At 48.7% G+C, this 20,545-nt stretch carries 19 protein-coding genes; 10 read left to right on the forward strand and 9 right to left on the reverse strand.

What is annotated here, in order from left to right; genetic code table 11:
- The 5 genes from OEM52_06605 to OEM52_06625 all read left to right on the forward strand — a co-directional run.
- Positions 1-289: thioredoxin family protein (locus OEM52_06605; protein ID MDK9699795.1), on the forward strand; the 289-nt coding region annotated here is incomplete at its 5' end.
- Positions 286-750 (forward strand): hypothetical protein, encoded by a 465-nt coding sequence (locus tag OEM52_06610; protein ID MDK9699796.1) that lies wholly within the window; start codon positions 286-288, stop codon positions 748-750. The genes OEM52_06605 and OEM52_06610, both read left to right, overlap by 4 nt.
- A gap of 117 nt (positions 751-867) precedes the next feature.
- On the forward strand, positions 868-1,605 hold the full coding sequence (gene recO / locus OEM52_06615; GenBank protein MDK9699797.1) for a DNA repair protein RecO: 738 nt from the start codon (positions 868-870) through the stop codon (positions 1,603-1,605).
- A 91-nt stretch (positions 1,606-1,696) separates the two neighbouring features.
- Positions 1,697-3,295 (forward strand): M2 family metallopeptidase, encoded by a 1,599-nt coding sequence (locus tag OEM52_06620; protein ID MDK9699798.1) that lies wholly within the window; start codon positions 1,697-1,699, stop codon positions 3,293-3,295.
- 1 nt (position 3,296) lies between these two features.
- Positions 3,297-3,905, forward strand: a complete 609-nt coding sequence (locus OEM52_06625; protein MDK9699799.1) for a hypothetical protein — start codon at positions 3,297-3,299, stop codon at positions 3,903-3,905.
- Positions 3,906-4,081: 176 nt separating this feature from the next.
- Here OEM52_06625 and OEM52_06630 read toward each other — a convergent pair whose 3' ends face one another.
- Together OEM52_06630 and OEM52_06635 are read right to left on the reverse strand one after the other, a co-directional pair.
- Positions 4,082-4,969, reverse strand: coding sequence for an RNA polymerase sigma factor RpoD/SigA (locus OEM52_06630; GenBank protein MDK9699800.1), 888 nt, complete (start codon positions 4,967-4,969; stop codon positions 4,082-4,084).
- Between the two features lie 327 nt (positions 4,970-5,296).
- The gene (locus OEM52_06635) at positions 5,297-6,058 is read right to left on the reverse strand and encodes an RNA methyltransferase (protein ID MDK9699801.1); all 762 of its coding nucleotides are present in this window, start codon (positions 6,056-6,058) and stop codon (positions 5,297-5,299) included.
- Positions 6,059-6,230: 172 nt separating this feature from the next.
- Between OEM52_06635 and OEM52_06640 the strand changes: the two genes are divergently transcribed.
- Complete coding sequence (locus tag OEM52_06640; GenBank protein ID MDK9699802.1) at positions 6,231-7,580, forward strand: nucleotide sugar dehydrogenase; 1,350 nt, start codon at positions 6,231-6,233, stop codon at positions 7,578-7,580.
- Positions 7,581-7,634: 54 nt separating this feature from the next.
- Positions 7,635-8,699, forward strand: a complete 1,065-nt coding sequence (locus tag OEM52_06645) for a hypothetical protein (GenBank protein MDK9699803.1) — start codon at positions 7,635-7,637, stop codon at positions 8,697-8,699.
- Between the two features lie 50 nt (positions 8,700-8,749).
- Here OEM52_06645 and OEM52_06650 read toward each other — a convergent pair whose 3' ends face one another.
- Positions 8,750-11,110, reverse strand: coding sequence for a heavy metal translocating P-type ATPase (locus tag OEM52_06650; GenBank protein MDK9699804.1), 2,361 nt, complete (start codon positions 11,108-11,110; stop codon positions 8,750-8,752).
- A 198-nt stretch (positions 11,111-11,308) separates the two neighbouring features.
- On the opposite strand from OEM52_06650, the gene OEM52_06655 reads away from it, so the two are divergent.
- Positions 11,309-12,493: an asparagine synthetase B gene (locus tag OEM52_06655; GenBank protein MDK9699805.1), complete on the forward strand. Its 1,185-nt coding sequence runs from the start codon at positions 11,309-11,311 to the stop codon at positions 12,491-12,493.
- Positions 12,494-12,598: 105 nt separating this feature from the next.
- Here OEM52_06655 and OEM52_06660 read toward each other — a convergent pair whose 3' ends face one another.
- The 4 genes from OEM52_06660 to OEM52_06675 form a co-directional block, all read right to left on the reverse strand.
- A complete protein-coding gene (locus OEM52_06660) occupies positions 12,599-13,090 on the reverse strand; it encodes a hypothetical protein (GenBank protein ID MDK9699806.1) in 492 nt (163 codons plus the stop codon).
- A gap of 58 nt (positions 13,091-13,148) precedes the next feature.
- Complete coding sequence (locus tag OEM52_06665; GenBank protein ID MDK9699807.1) at positions 13,149-14,420, reverse strand: competence/damage-inducible protein A; 1,272 nt, start codon at positions 14,418-14,420, stop codon at positions 13,149-13,151.
- A 4-nt stretch (positions 14,421-14,424) separates the two neighbouring features.
- Positions 14,425-14,943: a phosphatidylglycerophosphatase A gene (locus OEM52_06670; protein MDK9699808.1), complete on the reverse strand. Its 519-nt coding sequence runs from the start codon at positions 14,941-14,943 to the stop codon at positions 14,425-14,427.
- Positions 14,944-15,035: 92 nt separating this feature from the next.
- Positions 15,036-16,133 carry a branched-chain amino acid ABC transporter substrate-binding protein gene (locus OEM52_06675; GenBank protein ID MDK9699809.1) on the reverse strand — a complete coding sequence of 366 codons (1,098 nt, stop codon included), beginning with the start codon at positions 16,131-16,133 and terminating at the stop codon, positions 15,036-15,038.
- 124 nt (positions 16,134-16,257) lie between these two features.
- Between OEM52_06675 and OEM52_06680 the strand changes: the two genes are divergently transcribed.
- Positions 16,258-17,355, forward strand: a complete 1,098-nt coding sequence (locus OEM52_06680; protein ID MDK9699810.1) for a redoxin domain-containing protein — start codon at positions 16,258-16,260, stop codon at positions 17,353-17,355.
- Between the two features lie 26 nt (positions 17,356-17,381).
- On the opposite strand, the gene OEM52_06685 is transcribed toward OEM52_06680, so the two are convergent.
- Both OEM52_06685 and OEM52_06690 read right to left on the reverse strand, forming a co-directional pair.
- On the reverse strand, positions 17,382-19,493 hold the full coding sequence (locus OEM52_06685) for a T9SS type A sorting domain-containing protein (GenBank protein MDK9699811.1): 2,112 nt from the start codon (positions 19,491-19,493) through the stop codon (positions 17,382-17,384).
- 167 nt (positions 19,494-19,660) lie between these two features.
- On the reverse strand, positions 19,661-20,173 hold the full coding sequence (locus tag OEM52_06690; protein ID MDK9699812.1) for a ferritin family protein: 513 nt from the start codon (positions 20,171-20,173) through the stop codon (positions 19,661-19,663).
- A 113-nt stretch (positions 20,174-20,286) separates the two neighbouring features.
- Here OEM52_06690 and OEM52_06695 point away from each other — a divergent pair.
- On the forward strand, positions 20,287-20,545 hold a 259-nt coding region (locus tag OEM52_06695), incomplete at its 3' end, for a DUF2203 domain-containing protein (GenBank protein MDK9699813.1).

Consider the following 20,545-nt stretch of genomic DNA (forward strand, 5'->3'; position numbering starts at 1 on the left):
TATCATTGTTCGCTGTTTTCCCCGGGACGAAAATCTTGACGTGATGGATATGTACTTAACGAATGGCGGACGAGCGATTCCCAAATTTGTCGTATACGATTCAGAAATGAAGGAATTAGCGCAGTGGGGTGCCCGCCCGGCTGGCGCACAGGCGATAATGCTGGCGGCAAAGGCGGAAGGGGATACGGTAAAAGAATATTGGCCAAAGGTGGTCGCTTGGTATCAAGTGAATCACCCCGCCGAAACCTATCGGGAATGGGAAGAGCTCTTTCGCAGGTTACCGCAATGAACGAAGAGATTCAAAAGCCACGTGAACTCAAGGAAATGACAAAAACACCTGAAACTTGGGCGACGAAAGAAGAATTATCGTTTTTAATCGCCGGTCAAACGAGTTTGATCACAACCAAACGACGGATCATAACTGGTGCAATTGCGGGTGCGATTGTTGGTTTTGTAGAAGCAGGAGTATTGCCCCGCACTTTCGGTGAAATGTGGTTAATGCTTGGATTCATCGGCTTACGGATTGCAACCGGCGTTATGTGTGCGACGATTCCGTGGCGGGCTCATGCGTTGTTTCGCGGCATTGTATTTAGTTTACTGACGATATCGCCGATGCTCTTTCTGTTGCCGGGTGAGCGAATGGTCAAAACATTGTTGATGGCGACATTAGCAGGCGTAGTTATCGGCTATTGGACGGAGCGGTTTGGGATTCCCAAACGAGAAGAAGAAGATGAAATTGAAACGAGTTGAGCTGCTACAAAAGTCAATTTTAGGTTGTCGTTAATATTCTTTCTGTAAGTATTACTCGACAGACAGGAGTGTTTGTTAGACTTTAGTTACATGTTTTTTTAAGCTATGTAAGAGAAGATGAAGTATTTCCGGAGTGAAGCGATTGTTTTGTCAGCCAAGCGGTGGAGTGAATCCTCGTTGATTTTGCAGGCGTATTCAGCTTCCCGGGGTAAAGTAAGTCTGGTATCGAAAGGGGCGCGTCGTCCGAAAAGTTACAACGGCGCTGAACACCGTCCCGGTTCCCACATCGAGGCAATCTGGATCGAACGGGGCAAAAGCGATTTGTATCCATTGGTTGCGATTGATCCTCTCAGCTATATCCGAGTACCTGAGTTATGGGATGGATATCGCTATGCTATGCAGACGTTGAAGTTGACAAAGCAAACGTTGCGCGGCGAACAATCGCACCCGGCAGGTTTTCAGCAACTTTTGCGAACTATGCGTTCCTTTCGGCATGCTCAACAGCCGGAGTTACTTTATTGGCAGTTTTGCTTGCGCTGGGTTGTTGAGCTTGGATTTGCACTGGATTCGGTACATTGTGCCCGGTGTGGTAATACCGTAACTGGGAAACATGCCGAGTTCTTTGTACAAATTGGCGGATTCTGGTGTGATAAATGCTGCCGAAACAGTAAACGCACCGAAAGCGATCTCGGATTTCCAGTGACCGGCGAAACAGTGGCGGTAATCCGGCGACTGGAATCGCTGCCCGAGGAGAAAGCGCATCGAATAAAAGTGTCGGATCAATCGCGCTTGGAGATTGAACGGTTGCTGCAATTGTATATTGGTATGCACTTGGAAGTGAACAACAAGTTATAGCAGCACGAATTTCGTAGTTACAACTCAATTAATGAAATGTCAGACCGGTATATTCTACCGACTGAGAAACAATACACTGAGAGGAAGAACCGTGTCATTACAAACATTTGTAACGAAGTTAACCGATGAATTGGTTCCCCTTTACAAAGAGTCGTGCGAAGGGTATTGGGAATTCACCACGACCGGTAAACCGGAAGCAATGGATCGAAGTGCAAACGCCGACAAGAAAATGATGGCGTTGTGGGCAAACAGCGAACGCTTTGCCGAATTCAAGCAAGAAAAAACCGAAGCGAATGGGAAAGACCCAATTCTGGAAAGAATCGCGACCGACCTCGAATTGCAGTTTATCGGTGGTGCACTCACCCCAGAAGAAATTGAAGATTCGGTAAAACGGGAAAAGGAAATCGAAAACGATTTTACCAATTTCCGCGCGTTGGTGGGCGGAGAGAAGCGCTCGGAAAATTGGCTGCGTGAACAACTCAAAACCTCGAACGATGCGACATTCCGGAAGGAAGTTTGGGAAGGTGCGAAACAAATTGGTTCCGTAACCGGGCCAAAAATTCGTGACTTGATCAAGGCACGTAACGCAATCGCCCGCCGGTTAGGCTACAGCGACGCATGGACGATGCGCATTCAATTGCAGGGACTCGATCCCGACAATTTACTCGCACTACTCAACGATGTCTTTGAAAAAACAAAAGCACCGTGGGCAATTTTCAAACGAAACTTAGAGAAGCGACTTGCTGCGAAGTACAATATCAAACCGGAAGAGCTACGCCCATGGCACTATGAAGACCCGTTCTTCCAGGAAGCACCGGTATCTGAGTATTCACTCGATAAGTATTTCGAGAACCTCGACCAAGAGAAATTGACGAAAGCATTTTACGACAACATCGGACTTTCTATTGATAGCATTCTTGCCGGCAGCGACCTCTACGAACGGGAAGGGAAGCAGCAACACGCATTTTGCATGAGCGTCGACCGTGAAGACGATATCCGCATTCTTTGCAACGTAAAGCCGACTGACTACTGGATGAGTACAATGCTGCATGAATTCGGACACGGCGTCTACGACAAGTATGTCGACCGCGCATTGCCGTTTATGCTGCGAGGACCGGCACACACACTCACCACCGAAGCGATTGCCATGCTGATGGAACGACACGTCAAGAATCCGGCGTGGTTAATCCACTATGCCGGAGTTCCCGAGAAGGAAGCGAAGGAAGCCGGCGAAATTTTCCGCAAGAACATGGTCGCCAAGCATTTGATAATGGCGCGCTGGTGTTTGGTGATGGTGAATTTCGAGCGGGCGATGTACCTGAATCCGGACGCTGATCTCGACACCTTGTGGTGGGATTTGGTGGAGAAATTCCAAGAAATCAAGCGTCCCGATGGTAGAAAGAATTCCGATTGGGCAGCGAAGATTCACCTCGGATGCAGCCCAGTGTATTACCAGAATTATCTGCTCGGGGATCTCATGGCATCGCAACTGCAGGCAACAATCAAAGGTGTTGTTCTGGCAGGGGAGGCTGATGTCGAACAGGCATATATCACGTCGCCAAAAGTGGGAACCTTCCTGCGCGAGAAGGTGTTTCATCCCGGCAGCCGCTGGCATTGGCAAAAGCTGGTAGAATTCGCAACGGGCAAGCCGCTCGTCGTTGATGCATTTATTACGGAATGCAATCAGTAATATGAAGCTAACAACTTCCGTTCTTCTATTCTTACTCCCCATCGTCCTCACGGTGGGGAGTTTATCCGGCTGTGGTACCGGATCGACCTATTATGCGCCTTATCGCCCAGCAGAGCATCAAGTGATGTTGGTTTTACTGCCGCGCGGACAAGGCGGGAATGTCATGGGTCGCGTACTCGACCGGTTGGATCAGACCCCCTACCGGATAGTCAGCATTCCCGAAAGCGAATGCGGCTTACGTACCGAGACCGAAAAACTGTACCGATTATTAAACCGTGCAAATACCGACATCGCTGGTGCAATGGCGAAAGCAGTGAATGCGACCGTCGTTGTGTTTGAGGATGCCGACCCCACTCGGAAAAGTACCGGATACAGCTCTCAGCCGATGCCGGAAGCTGGATCGAGTACCACCGACTTAACCGGAAGGCGCACATCGGATCCGTTACCTACCGAAGAGAGCCGTATTGATGAAACGACCGGCGGCAACATGCGAATTGCGGTGTATGATGTACGTACCCAAACGATATTGTGGCATGAAACGATTGCGCTGAAACCATCACAAGGCGCGCTGGATAATTTTGCCAAGCGGTTAATGAGCGATGGCGGGTGATATTTTTGCGACAGCATACAGTAGAAAAACAGGTTCTTCGGAACCTGTTTTTTTGTTGTCGCTTGGTGAATCGATAGTAAGGATACCACGTACTAAGACATAAAGAGGGCGGACATAAGGTCCGCCCGTACTCAAATCGTCTAAGACGATTTACCATAAGTGGAAGAGAAAAGAAACTATCCCAGATAGGCACGCAGGGCGCGGGAACGGGATTGATGCCGTAACCGGCGAATTGCTTTCTCTTTGATTTGGCGGACCCGTTCGCGAGTTAGCTTAAGTTTCTCACCGATTTCTTCCAATGTGAGAGCCGGAAGATGGGGCTCGCCGTTTTCACCTTCTCTTAGTTGCGGTTCACGTTTGTGGAGCCCGAAGTACCACCGTATAACATCGGCTTCGCGGTCAGTTAGCGTCGCTAATGCGCGTTCGATTTCTTTTTCGAGCGATTCCCGTACTAAATCGACATCGGGCGACGGGCTGGCATCGTCGGGTAGAATGTCCAACAACCGATTATCTTCGCCTTGGCTAAACGGAGCGTCCATTGAAAGGTGACGTCCGTTCATCTTCAAGGTTTCAAGTACTTCCGCCGGCGACATTTCAAGCGCTTCGGCGATTTCATCGACAGTCGGTTCGTGCTCCTGTTGTTGTTCTAACGTCGAATATGCTTTGGTGATTTTATTTATCGCACCAACACGATTAAGCGGAAGTCGTACGACGCGGCTTTGTTCCGCTAGCGCTTGCAAAATCGACTGGCGAATCCACCAAACGGCATAACTGATAAACTTAAAACCACGAGTTTCGTCAAATCGACGGGCAGCTTTGATTAAGCCTAAATTTCCTTCATTGATAAGATCACTTAATGACAGTCCCTGGTTCTGATACTGTTTCGCAACGGAAACAACGAACCGCAGATTCGCTTTTGTCAACCGCTCCAATGCCTGATCGCCAACCCGACCACCTTTCCGGATCAGTTTGGCTAATTCAATTTCTTCCTCCGCCGTAAGCAGCGGGACTTCGCCAATTTCCTGCAAATACCGTTCGAGCGACTGATTGGCGCGAAGATTCATTCTTTCTCCCTAACCGCAACATACTTTTGGATCGTTTGAGCGAAAATTCGTCAAGCTACACCGCAGAAAACACAAAGCAATGAATTCGCGAGGCGAATTCATTATGCTTTTCGATTCTTGCTGTGGTTAATACTATGTTTAGTCCGGGAACTCCTGCCCGCACTACTGCCAAAGCTTCTTCCGAAGCGGATTAACTGCGAAAACGATTGAAGTTTGGATATGCAATGGCATTCCGGCTTCCGCCGAAAGATAGCGGTTTTTCAATTGTTTCGAAAGTGTTACGTCTGGAAATGGTATGAAAGTAAACTCCGAGAGATTGAACTCATATTAATGGGTACGTTCACCATGCAAACCATCTAATAGTTTGTGTAGAAAGGCAGTGTTATGTTCATTGATCACTACATCTCCTAACACTCTGCGAGTATGATTTATAAATTCATCCATCCCGTCACGCGGAAAGAACCCATTACCTTCCAATTTTTCTCGAATACGTCGATACAACCACTCGATATTGTTTGGATTGGCAAGTGGTTGTTCGATGATTTCCTTTGCTTCCGAGAATGCAGAGAACATTTCATAGCAATAGATTTGCACCGATTGCGCTAGATTGTAACAGGGATACACTGCCGCAGAGGGAATCCGACTCCACCATGCGCAGCGCTCCATTTCCTCATTATCGAGGCCGGTATCTTCTCGTCCAAAGACCAGTGCAACGCGTGCATCCATCGGTACTTCTGTCAATTTTTTCGCAAGTTCTTTTGGGGTAAAGAGTTCGCGTTCATGTCGACGGGGTCGGGCGCTGGTAGCAATGGCAAAGTGACATCCCACTAACGCTTCTTCTAACGTATCAACTTTGAGCGATTGTTCTAAGATATCGAGAGAACCCCATGCCATAGCGTAATCGGTACCCTTGTCGAGTGGGAGTTGGTTGTCGACTATCGCGAGTTCGTCGAATCCGCATACCCGGATGGCGCGGCAGGCTGCACCAATGTTTCCCGGGTTCCGTGGCGCGACTAAAACAATACGGACTTGTGGTCCGCAGGAGCGTTCCCATACCGGTCTTGTTAGGTCTCCGGTTCGATTGTTCATTGGTGTACTCAAATTTTAACAAATGATTCGTTCGGAAGTTATCCTCCGATCGGCTGCTTTTCATACTGCAACACTGCCTGTTAAGGTGAGTTTGCCGCGCCTTATCTTACAGTATAACTTATCCTGTTTGCAAAATCGTTAAAACCTATCGGAAGAATCGAGGAAGTCTCCCATGAATTACAAAGAACAACTACTCCAAAAATTTCAAAAGCGTGAAGCCGTGATTGGCGTTATCGGCTTGGGTTACGTTGGATTGCCCTTAGCCGTTGAAACGGCAAAGGCTGGTTATCAGGTAATTGGAATCGAAGTCGACCCTAAGAAGATCGACGCAGTCAACGCTGGTAAAAATTACATTTTGGACGTTAACGACGCTGAATTGGCAGAGTTGGTTAAAGCGGGTAAGATTCGCGCGACCAATGACTACAATGAACTTAAGAATGCCGATGTCGCAGCGATTACCGTTCCCACTCCGCTCAACAAGAGTGGCGATCCCGATATGACCTATGTCGACCAAGCGTTAAAGGGTATCGTTCCGATCGTTCACCCCGGCTTTTTAGTAACGCTTGAGTCGACGACGTATCCCGGCACAACCAACGAACTGATGGTACCCGCATTAACAAAAGGTGGATTAACCATCGGCGTCGACGTATTCGCCGCGTTCAGCCCGGAGCGGGTCGATCCCGGCAATCCAGTGTACAACACGAAGAATACTCCCAAAGTGGTTGGTGGATCGACCCCGGCGTGTCTCGAAGTCGCCGGTGACTTCTACGAAACCGTTATTGCGAATATTGTCCGGGTCAACAGCGCCACTGCTGCCGAAATGGTCAAGTTGTATGAGAACACGTTCCGGGCAATCAATATCGGATTGGTGAACGAACTGGCGATGATGTGCAACGTCCTGAAAGTGGATGTCTGGGAAATCGTTCGCGCCGCCGCTACGAAGCCGTTCGGATTCATGCCGTTTTGGCCGGGACCGGGCATTGGCGGACATTGTATCCCACTCGATCCTTCTTATCTCTCCTGGAAACTCCGTTTCCATGGCTATCGCGCTCGGTTCATCGAGTTAGCGGTAGATATCAACAGCCACATGCCGGAATTTGTCGTTAATCGGGTTATTGCGTTGTTGAATGAGGAAGAACGTTCGATCAAAGGTACGAAGGTATTGTTGCTCGGAATGGCGTATAAGCGCGACATCGACGATGTCCGGGAATCGCCAGCGCTTGATGTATTAGCCATCTTACGACGGCACGGTGCCAAGGTCGACTATCACGATCCGCACATTCCCAAGATCAAAGATGTCGATGACCACGACCATGTAGCAGTCGACGATGAAAAAGTGCCGGAAATTCATTCGGTTCCGTTAACCCCGGAAAATCTTGCAAAATACGATGTTGTTATTGTAACGACCGATCATACTGGTATAGATTATCCTATGGTACTAGAACATGCAAAATTGGTATTTGACGCCCGAAACGCTATGGTGAAGTATCCCGTTGGCAAAGCGAAGGTCGTCAAGCTGTAATCGGTTTCCATTTTGCTAATGCAACCACTTGACCACAAGGAAAGGGAACTCGCAATGAACCGACTTCATGCATTCACCACCGCGATGATTCTCATCGTCACGACACTCGTAGTTTTACTATTTGCAGGTTGTGCGCAAGAGAAGGATCCGGTAACACCGGCGAACATCTTGCCCTCGCGAGTAGCCACTATAACGACACCGGGTTCCACCACCGATTTGACCGTGTTGAACGACACGGTTTACATCGCCGACAATACCATGGGAATTGCCCGGGTAGCGTTACGGAACCAGTATCAATTGGTAATACCGAATCTCGAACCAACAAACATCTTTGGTGAAATTGTTTGGGTGGGACACGATCCCCGGAGTAACCAGCTCTTGGTTGCCGATCGTGACGCAAGTACGGGAAGCCGCTTTCCCAAGCAAGTGTATTCTTTGTTAGGCGATAGTCTTGTATCACTTCCAGGTTTGGATGTATCCGGTCCACGCCACATGGAGTTCTTTAGCGATCCCGACACCGTGCTTCGCATTAACAAGAGCGACATCAACGGCGACTTGTATAACATCTATACCTACAAGTACGACAGCGATTTAGGCGCATGGGCATTAACACCAGGCGGAACGAATTATCGTCCCAATGTTCCATCGGCCGATGTGCAGATGGCGGTCTGGGATAAGCCGTATGCGTACGCCGCGGCGGAAGAGTATGGCTTTGTTGTGCTCTCGATTCCCAGTTATGACGTTGGACCAACGGAATACGGTTATACCGATGTTCCCGGTTATGCGTTATGGGTGGAAAAATTGGATACGCTTTGTTACGTAGCGACCCGGAGCCGAGGGGTATCGGTGGTGTCGGTGGCTAATCCGGCGCAACCGCGGTTACTGACAACGATTCCGGTACCGAATTCGGAATCGATGGAAAAATTGACCATCTCGACCGACAAGAAGCGATTGTATGCAATGGATGGTAATGACGGTATCTACGTATTAGGGTTGTCGAATCCGGCACAACCGGTTCTGTTAGGGTTGTTGCCGTCGATTAGCCCAAACTCGATGTATGTACATCAGGATATGTTATTGGTCGCAGACCAGTCGGAAGGATTAATCATCTACCGATAGTTTCTATTTGAATCAATGTGAAAAACCGGATGAGCAATCATCCGGTTTTTTTATCTCCGTAACCTGAGCGAATTGGCAACCACACTAACCGAACTGAACGCCATCGCAGCGCCGGCTAACATTGGACTGAGCAGAATCCCGAAGAATGGATACAAGATTCCTGCCGCCACCGGAATACAAATCACGTTATAGAGTAACGCCCAAAAGAGATTCTGGCGCATGATGCGCATCGCCCGTTGCGATAGCTGAATCGCGTGTTGGATCATCCGCAAATCGGAACGCAAGAGGGTAATGTCGGCAGCTTCGGAAGCAATATCGGTACCACTCCCCATAGCGATCCCCACTTCGGCTTGGGCAAGCGCAGGTGCATCGTTGATGCCGTCGCCAATCATGGCGACCCGCTTGCCATCGCGCTGTAACTGCTCGATAACCTGCACTTTACCGTCGGGCAACACTTCAGCGAAAAACCGCTGCATTCCTAATTGTTTCGCTACCGCTTCCACGACCAGTTTGCGGTCGCCGGAAAGTAACACAGTTTGGCAGCCGAGTGCTTGCAGCGCTTGTATCACCTCCCGGGATTCAGCTCGCATGGGATCGGATATCGCGAATTGTGCGACAAGAATCTTATCACGTGCTACCAATACCTGGGTGGTTTGTTCATTACTCGAGTCTTCTTGTATTGCTGTGATGCTTGATAGATCGACTCCGTTCGCTGCAAGGAATCGTTCACTACCAATTAAGTATCGACTTCCCTGCACTTGTCCAGTAACGCCGTTTCCAGGGCTATTCGAAAAGTCTTCGACGAGTACGGTATCGGTTACAAGAGGTGATAAAGAAGTGGCTACAGCTTCAGCCAGCGGATGGGTTGATGTACGCTCGATAGCGAGAATACTTTCGATAATTTCCTGTCGCTGTTCGGGAACTGGTTCATAGATTTCGTAGGACACCACACCCGGTTTACCGATGGTTACCGTTCCCGTTTTATCGAACACGATGGTATCAATGTTCTCCAGACGTTGCAACGCTTCGCCATTTTTCAGGAGAATTCCCTGACTGGCGGCGCGCCCGGTTGCAACCATAATCGCGGTGGGAACCGCCAATCCCATCGCGCACGGGCAAGCAATTATTAGTACCGATACCGCGGCAGTCAAAGCCGGAACCAATTGCTCGACTCCGGCAAAAACCAACCACAATAGTATTGTGAGGAGCGAGATTCCCAATACTACCGGAACAAAGATCGCGCTAATCCGGTCGGCGAGTTTTTGCATCGGAGGTCGCGACGTTTGTGCATTCTGCATCCACCGAAGAATTTTCGCTAAAACCGCCGATTCACCTAACGCAGTTGCGCGGAGGTTGAGTGCGCCGTTGCCATTGACCGTACCGCCAACTACGGATGCGCCGATACTTTTTTCGACGGGAACCGGTTCGCCGGTCAACATCGATTCGTCAACATTACTTGCACCAGAAACGACAATACCGTCGACGGGAATTCGCTCACCGGGACGCACCAGAATCTCATCATCGAGCAATACCTGTCGAATGGGAATGTCGAAGTGACTGCCATTGCGAACGATCCGTGCCGTTTTCGGTTGCAGCATTCCCAACTTGCGGAGCGCTGAAGTCGTTTGTCGCTTTGCCCTTGCCTCGAACGTGTTACCCACTAACACCAATGCGATAACGATTGCCGCCGCCTCATAATAGACATCTGGCATAACACCCTGCCGGGAAAACCAGTCGGGGAATAATGTGATGGCAACCGAGTAGAGGAATGCGGCGCCGGTTCCCAACGAAACCAGCGAATTCATGTCGGCGGAACCGTGTCGCAACGCCGCCCACGCCCGGGTGTAAAAGTGCTGGCCCGCCCAACCAATTACGGGAAGTGTTAACAGAAACAGCATCCAACGCAAAGCATTCGGTTCGATGAGATACAGGAATGGAAAGAGAAACTCGAGAATTGGATTCAACCAGTTCGACGTCCATTGCATCACCGGATCAGCGATATGATGCGATTGCATTGCCATCAGCGGCATCGATAGCAACATGATCAGCGCACCGAGTAAAAGTGAAACGATTGCTTTTAAGCGCACTCTACGGAACTGCCGTTCATACTCCTGTTCGCGTTGTTCGGCTTCATCGGCGAGCCCCGGTGCTTCGACCGGTAACTCCGCGCCATAGCCGGTGTCGCGCACCGATTGAACGATGTTGTCGGGTTGGATGACAGCAGGATCGTAAACGATGGTAGCGCTATTCATGAGTAAATTCACCGCGGCATCGGTCACACCCGGCTGTTTCGCAAGCGAACGCTGTACCCGCGCTTGACACGCGGCACAGGTCATGCCCGCGACCGGTATCGTGATTCGCTCATAGTAGGCATTCGCTGCCGGAGGTTGTGTTTGATCGGTTGTTGTCATGTTCGGATGGGAGATTTTTCTCGATTCCTTGCGTATAATTTGGTGTAGTGCGTTCCCTCGTGTATTGTTACGAATGAAATAAAATACGGAATAAATCCACCAATGCGTGTACCAATAAAATCGTTCTCAACGATTGTAATCACAGTACTTGCTTTGCTCACATCAGCGCCGGCGTGGGGGCAATTCCTGTTGATTCCGATGGATGTAACCCAACGCGACCACTTGAAAGCATACGGCGTAGCCTTTGCCGTACTCGAAAAAGGGGGCATCGTCGAGTGGCTGCTCAACTACCGCGGAGGTAGTTTCCGTATGGAGGCTTTACCGGAAATCGAACGGTATTGCTTGTTGCGTGGAGTAACAATCGAGCAACTAAACGCCGGAGCGTCCGCCGCCATCGACGCTAAAATCGAACAGGCGAATATGGAAGCGGTTCGGCTTGAGAAAGCGCCGAAAGTCGCGGTGTATGCACCGGCAGGGGCGCAACCGTGGGATGACGCAGTACGGCTCGCCCTTGAATACGCCGAGATTCCCTACACTCGGATTTACGATGAAGAGGTATTAGGCGGCAAATTGCCGGAATACGATTGGCTCCATTTACATCACGAAGATTTTACCGGACAGTACGGTAAGTTCTATGGGCAATTTCGCAACGCCGATTGGTACGTCCGGGATAAGCGGGAAGAAGAAGCACGGGCAAGAAAGTTAGGCTTTGCCAAAGTCTCGCAACTGAAAGGTGCCGTAGCCGCAACATTCCGGGAATATGTGCAAAACGGCGGTTTTCTGTTCTCGATGTGCAGCGGTACCGATGCATTGGACATTGCATTGGCGGCACAAGGGGTCGATATCGTCGACACCCCGTTTGATGGCGATCCACCGGAACCGCAAGCCCAAACAAAATTGCAGTACAGCAATAGTCTTGCCTTCACGAATTTTCATTTGATTTTCGATCCGATGGTGTACGAATTCAGCGATATCGATACGACACCGGAATTTGGCGCATCGATGCGTGGCGACGATAACGATTACTTTTCGCTGTTCGAGTTTGCGGCAAAATTCGATCCGGTCGCTACGATGCTAACGCAGAGCCACACCTCGGTCGTCAAAGGCTTTATGGGTCAAACGACGGCATTTCATAAAAATCAATTGAAACCGGGGGTCTCCGTCCTTGGCGAAATCGAAGGCACCGATGAAGTGAAATACATTCATGGCATTCTGGGAAAAGGGACGTGGACATTTTTCGGGGGACACGATCCGGAAGATTACCGTCATCGTGTTGGCGATCCACCGACCGACTTAAATTTGCACCGGAATAGTCCCGGATACCGGTTGATCTTGAATAATGTGCTGTTCCCGGCAGCAAAGAAGAAGGAATTGAAGACGTAGTCGTTTTGTAATTGGTAGTACGAATCTGTTGTTATGGTAATGTAAACGAATAGGGCGAACACAAGGCTCGCCCTTATTCAAAAGAAAATAGATCGCCACGTCACTTCAAACACGCAAAGTTGGGTGTTTCGTTCTTCGCGAAGACAATACTACTACGCTTTTTTCGGTGTGTAATTCCAGATCGAATGGGGGGGATACTTTATACCAAAGTTTTCCGGCGAGCATTGCCATTAGTATCGATCCAGTTGTTATCAACAGCTTTTGACCGGTAAACCCGACCAAGTTTAAGTAGAAGAAGTTCACATACAATACAATACCAACAAGAATGGCATTCCACCAATTGTACTTCTGTTTTCCGAAAATCAGTTTGGCGGATTGGAGTTTAAAGGAAACGGCGTTTTGTGGTTTTGGCGTGGGGTGTTTGCCATCGCGATAGCCAATGACAAACGATACAATTAGAATAGCATAACGCAACAGGAGCATTGGTATTGTTGGATCGATTGGCTGTGAAAGGTGAGAAAGAATAAGCGCTGAGATGCCACACGCTAAGTATAGCAATCTAGTTTTGGTGAAGAAACCATTGAGACTGAGTTCCATGTTCTTCTCCTTTATACTACCAAAAGTAACCTCGACTTATCATTCCTCACAAAATATTTTATAGTTTCGTAATTTCTTCCCAAACCATTTTCAATGCCATGTTGATCGTCCGAATCCGATGAACATGACGGGGACCGGGAAATCTCTCTTTGCGGGTAATCGTGCGATAGAGTGGTTTTCCCTCGACAATTTCTCGTGCACACAAACCTAAACAGACGGTACCTACCGGCTTCTCGGGAGTACCGCCGCCAGGACCGCTAATACCAGTTACAGCAATCGCATAATCGGCATTTAGCTTACGAGCAGCTCCTTCCGCCATCGCCTTCGCGCACTCTTCCGATACCGCTCCGTATTGTACCAGTATGTTTTCCGGGACGTTGAGTACATGTTGTTTCACATCGTTATGATAGGAAACAACACCGCCGCGATAGACTGCGCTGATGCCGGGCGTTTCGGTGAGTAGTGCCGCAATCGCGCCGCCGGTACAGCTTTCCGCCGTAGCGAGCCATGCGTTCCGCGCTTCCAATTCCCGTTTGATGACATCGACCAACGAATCGTTTCCCATCGCATAGCGAATGGTTGCGGTAGCTGTCATTAGAATCGGGAGAACTGCATCGATTTTCGCTTCGGCATCGGATTTGGTCGAGGCACGCGCTGTTAGCCGCAAATCGACCATCCCATGTTTGGGAAGAAAGGCGAGACCACAACCGGCATCGTAAATTTTCTGCAACCCATCGTTGCCGATTTTCTCTTGAATCATCGTTTCGCCCCAACCGATGGTGCGCACAGTCTTAGTAGCGATGACTTCCGATTTTGGCAAAGCTTCCAACCGGGTGATAATTGTCTGGTCGGTCATGATCATTGCTTCGGAGGGGACACCCGGTAAAGCGAAAAAGAATTTGCCGTTCCGTTCGACTTCGATTCCGGTTGCCGTACCAATGGGATTGTAGATGCGAGCAGCGCCATCGGGGAACCACGCTTGATTGCGGGCAAATTCCGGCATTGGACGATTTAACCGGGAGTACTTTTCTTCGACATCTTTGAGCATATCGTCGAATTCGCGGATAGTAAATCCGAAATACTCGGCAACGACTTTTTGGGTAAAATCGTCGGGAGTTGGACCTAATCCACCGGTCGTGATAACGATATCGCAACGCTGTAACGCGGTATCGAACGCCTTCCACATCTCTTCGGCATTATCGCCAATCGTGGTGAGATATTTTACTTCAATGCCAATGGCAATTAAACGCAGAGCAATTTCCGAAGCGTTGCTATTGACTGTCTGCCCATACAACAATTCATCGCCAATCCCAATTACTTCTGCGTACATACTCTCACCAAGCTAAGAATTTCGAGTGGGAAATCACTCCCAAGAGTTGAAATGGCAGCAGCGCTAACAACACTGCAAATCCGGCTATGATATCATCGAGCATGATTCCAATCCCGCCGGGTTGTCGTTCGGCTTGGCGGATAGGCGGCGGTTTCAAAATATCGAATATCCGGAACAACAAAAATCCGACTGCAAAGTAAATCGGATTGGTGGGAACAGTTAGCAAGGCGATCCACTGTCCTGCTACTTCATCGATTACGACTTGCGAAGGATCGTGTCCCCAACACCGTTCCATCCGGTGAGAAGCCCAGGTACCAAGGATTGTAACCAAGAGAATGATTTCGAGTTGGGTAATCCACGACAGTTGGGACAACGAAATCCAAGCTGCGGTGGCAACCAGTGATGCAAAAGTACCGGAGGAAACCGGGATGAAACCGACGCCGCAACTGGCGATAGCCGCTGCGATGTAATCGAGCGGCCCGGATAATGGTGCGATTTGGTTAGGTCGTTTTATGATTCTCATTTCAAGTTTTCAGTGGACAGACAAGAGTGTCTGTCCTACAACTCGCTTCAGTGGACAGACAGGAGTGTCTGTCCTACCGAACGCAACAACAATTATTTTACGACGACGAGTTTCCCCTCTTTGACTGTCCAAAGGACATAGGGGGCATTTTTGGGATCACCATTGGCATCGAATTCGATGCGACCGGAAGCGGCATCCCATGCGTTTGTGCGGATGAGGTTTGCCAATTCGTCGCCATTCGCTTTGGGGTTTTTCGCCATTGCGCCAAGTAAAATGTTGGCAGCATCATACGCGAACAACGAATAGGGACCCATCTCGCCATACTTCGCTTTGAAATTCTTGATGAAACTCTGTGCGGAGGGGATTTCATCGGCAGGCGGCGCATACGTCAGCCACGCACCTTCAGCCGCCGAACCGGCAATACGGACGAACTCCTGATCGTAAGTGCCATCGCCGGAAACTAATATTGTATTCATCCCTAAGTCACGCATTTGTTTCGCCAACAATCCCCCTTCGGGATAGAGACCGCCAAACATCAAATAGTCCGGGGACAAGCTCTTTACTTTGGTCAAGATGGCGGAAAAGTCTTTGTCGCCGCGTTGAATGGCTTCAAATATGACAATTTCGCTGGCGGAAGTAAGATTCTTTTTAAATTCTTCAGAAAGCCCTTGTCCATAGGTTGTTTTGTCGTGAAGGATAGCAACTTTCGATTTACCAACGGCGGTGACGGCATTCGCCATGACTTTCCCTTGTTGATCGTCACGACCACAGGTGCGGAAGACGTGCTTTAAGCCGCGGGAAGTCACCTGTGGGTTGGTCGATGCCGGGGTAATCATAATGACGCCGGCTTCGTCCAATAAATCGGAAGCGGGAATCGTGCAACTGGAATTGTAATGCCCCACTACTCCCCGCACTCCCTTAGAAACGGCGCGTTGGGCGACGCTAACCGCTTCTTTTGGATCGGCGCGGTCATCGAATCCTTCCAAGGAGATTTTCTTGCCGTTGATGCCGCCTTTAGCGTTCCATTCATCGACTGCGAGCATGACCCCTTTTGAGATATCTTCGCCCATCTTTGCCGATTCGCCGGTCATTGGTGCCGCGTATCCGATTACATAACCGCCACCCGATTGACAACCAATCGTTACGATGAGTAGAAACGACAAGATTGTGAGTATAACGAACCGTTGCATTGGGTCTCCTCCGAAGTTTTGTTGGTTTGGGAATATCGTAAAGTAATCTGTCGACTGTCCGGTAACAAACCCACTTTCTCTGTTAAAACTCCCGTATCATCTCTCTATAACACGCGGGGATAGGATGAGAAAGCGAATCGGTTGGGCAGCGGCATTTCTGGCAACCGTTCTGGTAATTGTGGTTGTGACGACAAAATCGATTGAAGCAAGGGCAGTGAAAATGGGACAGCAAATACCACGAATGGATCAAGCCGGCGAGTGGCTAAACTCAGCGCCACTTACAGCGAAGGATTTAGAAGGGAAAGTCGTTCTCCTCGATATCTGGGAATTCACTTGTGTGAATTGTCTGCGGACTTTGCCGTATTTGAAAGAATGGCAACGGAAATACGCCGATGAGGGTTTGATTATCGTCGGAGTGCATTGTCCCGAGTTCAGTTTTGGGAAGGATTCGACGAATGTCGGACGATTTGTTCGGGCTCAAGGGATAACTTGGCCGATCGTGCTCGATAACGATTTCACCATTTGGAAAGCGCTGTTAAACCGCTATTGGCCGCGCAAATTCGTGTACGACCATACTGGAAAACTGGTGTATGACCATGTTGGCGAAGGGGGGTATGTCGAAACGGAACAGAAGCTCATGGAACTTCTGGCGAAGCGAAATGGGAAGACGTACGAAACGGGAACGTTAGGGTATGTCCGCGACGAGGATAAACCGGATGCGTATTGCTATCCCCGTTCTCCCGAAACTTATGCCGGATTTGAACGCGGCACGCTCGGCAACAAAACGGTGAAGCAAGGAAAGCTTTTTACGTATTCCGAAGAAGGCGGTCGACCGGTCGCCGACATTCCTTATCTCAAGGGGCAGTGGATTCAAACGGAAGAGTATTTGCAATATGCGGGCGATGGTAATAGCGATGAGCGATTGACGTATCGATTCACCGGAAATGAGATGAATGCGGTGTTACGCGGACCGGAGGGGAGTGAACAGACGCCGCTACTGGTACAAGTCACAATGAACGACAAAGCCGTCCCCGAAGCGTGGCGCGGTCCCGATCTGACAGTCAATGCGGATGGCAATACCTACATCGAATTATTAGAGCCGCGGATGTACCAAGTCATTTACTCGAAACGGCAACATGGCGAACAGATCATCAAATTCTATCCGAAGGCGAAGGGCTTTGAGCTGTATGCATTTACGTTCGGGAGTTGTGTGGTTCCGTGAGCGATGTTGGTTGAAATAAGGTAATGTTATTTGACGATAGTTAATGTTCGAATAACTCTTGTCTCTGGTGTTTGCAATTGAAGATAGTATTGCCCCGAAGTTAATGTACTCGCATTCCAGTAAATGTTTGTAGTATTCGTAGGTATTGTAGCATCGTAGAGTTTGGTTACCTGCCTTCCCAAGTTATCATATACCAGCAACTGAAACGGTTGGTATTTCGTTAACTTGAGTACGATATTTGTCGAATTATTGAAGGGATTGGGATAGACCGTGAGATTGATATTATTTGGGATCAGTATCGATGGTGAAGTTTCATCGATACTGGTTATTGGAGCATTCGTTCGGTATAAACCATTATAGGTTAACCCATGATACAAATAATCGTTGGAATCGATGAATAAAGTCGAATTATCGTATCCGCTTGAATTTTCATACGAAGGCGCGTTGGTAAGTAGTTGCTCCCAAGTAGTTCCATTGTCGGAAGAGCTTATCGTTTTGCCAAGAAAAGCTGTTGTTGTTACATAAACATTGTCATGCGAATCAAACTGAATATAACTGGCATTTACTAGCGATGCCGGTCCTACTCGATTCCATGTTACTCCATCATCGGTCGAGGATTGCACACCATCGGTTGGATGACCACCGCTTGTTGTGGCAAACAACCGTCCGTCACTGCGTTGTGCAATGTCGTTGATTTCGATACGATTCATCACGGGGGTCCAACTAGCGCCATTGTCGGTAGAACGATAGATGTAATTCAGGTCACCGACTAAAAGAGTACCATTTTGGGTAAGGAACACTTTGCGAGGCAATAAAAATGTCGCGTTCGTGTAAGACCAGTTGCGACCGCCATCGAGGGATCGGAGCAATCTTCCATCGAGGTAGTCGGTCGCGAGTAATTGATTGCTGTCAATGCAGACAATCGATCGGATGGTACTTCCTGGACAGTTTGCATCTGTCCATTGTATACCATCGTCCGAATAGGAAATCCCATACCAGCTTGCAGCAAATAATCTTTCGCCACATTGCTGAAAACTAATTACCGAGTAGGGAGAGTTAACCAACTCTTCCCAAGAATCATTTTGGTGTGTAAAAACCTGTCCGGGAGAAGTTCCAAACAATTGCAGACCATGAAATTCTACAATAGCATTTACAGTAGAATTATTCAAACCATTGATTCGGTTGTCCCAATTATTTCCACCATCACTTGAAACAAACGGTCCGCCGAGCGTGCCACCACTAATCAATGAGTTGTTTTGCAAACGGATCGTCTGATATGCATAGCCATAGCTATTAATACTCGACCAAGAATTTGATTGGGGGTGAAACTCTCGGATAGCGCCATCTGCCAAGATGTAATCACCGGGAGAGGCGTAAGTCCCGCCAAAAAAGTTGTTAATGGTGGAATCAAGCACCGACCATGTTTGACCATAGTTACTCGACCATTCAACTCGAGATTCTCTGGCAATGAAAACTAAGCTATCACGTGCTTCGATTCGGTAAAAAATACCTGGCGTTTGATGTACCAATGTCCAAACCGCATCCGTTATTCTCTTACGAAATATTCCAACCGGCTCGATGTCACAATAGTAGGTATCGGTTCCATTCCAAGCAATCGAACGAATAATATTATTGATTGAATCTTGTAAAGTAGGTAAACCGTTTGCATCTAGCCACCATGTAACGCCAAAATCAGTCGACTTAGCCAAACCAGAACGCAAAATGCTTACCACTGTATCGCCGCTCATTATTCCATAACCCACTGGACGATTGTAAGCCCGCAGTTTATTGACATCACCTGTTATCATATCTACTATATATATTATATTACTTTCTGATGTGAACATCAGTAATGAATCACCGATGGGTCTGATATATTGATAGGTGTTACATATATTTGCAACCTTTCGCCAATTCAATCCAAAATCAGAGGTATGATATATTCCACTTGACTGAACTCCCAAATAAATCGAATTCGGTTGACCTTCAGGTGAGTAGAATACTTGGGGATTTCCACCAAACGGTGGACCATCCATCGAGACTAAACGAGGTTGCGAGTGTGCAGAAACTGCAGTTACGAGCATTAGAATGCAGTAGAGAGTTTTTTGTAAGTATTCGGATGTATAATTCGTAATCATTGGATTCTCAATTATTTATAGTAACAAGGCGGACTACTGTTCAGTTCACATACGCCAAATTGATGTGCAAATCCAATGCCAATAAAAGTTTAAAATTGATTTGTAAAATAGGGCGGTTCGACACCGCCCTATTCCGTAAACCAATTGCAGTTCTACGAGACTGAAAATCAAAATGGGGCAAAGCTATTTTGCGACCAGTAGTCGTCACGAAGCGATGCCGCTTCTTTCGCGAACGCGCCGGCATGGGATTCTTCCCATACGGTTAACTGACGATAGAACTCTTTGAGATCGCCGTCCGGGGATTCGTCGGCGAGGCGGCGATACCGGTCGATTGCCGATTGTTCCAGTTGTTGTCCCACCGAGAGCGCCGTCATTTCAAAATGGGCGTCTTTGAGCCGGGCACGGAGCGCATTCGAGAAAATCGGGTGATCCCCTTCGAGATCGGTGACGGGCAACGCCGGCAGCTTTTCGAGCGGCTCATCCTTTAACAGGTGGGCGTACTGTTTCTTCAACCAAACCAAATGCTCGGCTTCCTCGTGCGCCAAGTTTTGGAAAACTTCTTTCCCTTGCGGGTCTTTGGTTTGGGCTGCCGCGACGGTAAAAAACTCTATGCCGCTGCGCTCGGCAATCATCGCTTCTTTCAGCCCATCGAGCATTTTTGCTTTGATTTCGGGATTCATTATCACTCCTTCGGATTGAGAAAAATATAACGTACGAAACGGTACTCTACAATTTCCGATTCGCAGGTTTCCGATGTACTTTTCGATAAGGAAACAGGTGGAAAGGGAAACCAATGCCGGAACAACGCGTTTTTACTGTCGCGGAAGCTCGCGCGATGCTGCCGCTGGTACGCAGTATCGTTCGGGATATTCGCGAGTGCTGGCAGCAGATCCCGATTCCCCCATTGCCGGAGCACCCCAAGTCCAGCGCAGCCAATCTTCCCACTATCTCCCCGGAGGAACAAAAACGGGTGAGTGCGCTCGAAGCAAAGCTCATCGATTACGTCAATGAATTACAGGAATTGGGGATTTCGATTAAATCGGTCGAATCCG

The organism is bacterium (genome assembly GCA_030247525.1).
Classification (GTDB): Bacteria; Electryoneota; JAOADG01; order JAOADG01; family JAOADG01; genus JAOTSC01.

Excerpts from the sequence above, each read along its gene's own strand:
- OEM52_06610 (MDK9699796.1), top strand. The coding sequence starts at position 286 with ATGAACGAAGAGATTCAAAAGCCACGTGAACTCAAGGAAATGACAAAA.
- recO (MDK9699797.1), top strand. The coding sequence starts at position 868 with ATGAAGTATTTCCGGAGTGAAGCGATTGTTTTGTCAGCCAAGCGGTGG.
- OEM52_06625 (MDK9699799.1), top strand. The coding sequence starts at position 3,297 with ATGAAGCTAACAACTTCCGTTCTTCTATTCTTACTCCCCATCGTCCTC.
- OEM52_06630 (MDK9699800.1), bottom strand. The coding sequence starts at position 4,969 with ATGAATCTTCGCGCCAATCAGTCGCTCGAACGGTATTTGCAGGAAATT.
- OEM52_06635 (MDK9699801.1), bottom strand. The coding sequence starts at position 6,058 with ATGAACAATCGAACCGGAGACCTAACAAGACCGGTATGGGAACGCTCC.
- OEM52_06640 (MDK9699802.1), top strand. The coding sequence starts at position 6,231 with ATGAATTACAAAGAACAACTACTCCAAAAATTTCAAAAGCGTGAAGCC.
- OEM52_06645 (MDK9699803.1), top strand. The coding sequence starts at position 7,635 with ATGAACCGACTTCATGCATTCACCACCGCGATGATTCTCATCGTCACG.
- OEM52_06650 (MDK9699804.1), bottom strand. The coding sequence starts at position 11,110 with ATGACAACAACCGATCAAACACAACCTCCGGCAGCGAATGCCTACTAT.
- OEM52_06655 (MDK9699805.1), top strand. The coding sequence starts at position 11,309 with ATGGATGTAACCCAACGCGACCACTTGAAAGCATACGGCGTAGCCTTT.
- OEM52_06660 (MDK9699806.1), bottom strand. The coding sequence starts at position 13,090 with ATGGAACTCAGTCTCAATGGTTTCTTCACCAAAACTAGATTGCTATAC.
- OEM52_06665 (MDK9699807.1), bottom strand. The coding sequence starts at position 14,420 with ATGTACGCAGAAGTAATTGGGATTGGCGATGAATTGTTGTATGGGCAG.
- OEM52_06670 (MDK9699808.1), bottom strand. The coding sequence starts at position 14,943 with ATGAGAATCATAAAACGACCTAACCAAATCGCACCATTATCCGGGCCG.
- OEM52_06675 (MDK9699809.1), bottom strand. The coding sequence starts at position 16,133 with ATGCAACGGTTCGTTATACTCACAATCTTGTCGTTTCTACTCATCGTA.
- OEM52_06680 (MDK9699810.1), top strand. The coding sequence starts at position 16,258 with ATGAGAAAGCGAATCGGTTGGGCAGCGGCATTTCTGGCAACCGTTCTG.
- OEM52_06685 (MDK9699811.1), bottom strand. The coding sequence starts at position 19,493 with ATGATTACGAATTATACATCCGAATACTTACAAAAAACTCTCTACTGC.
- OEM52_06690 (MDK9699812.1), bottom strand. The coding sequence starts at position 20,173 with ATGAATCCCGAAATCAAAGCAAAAATGCTCGATGGGCTGAAAGAAGCG.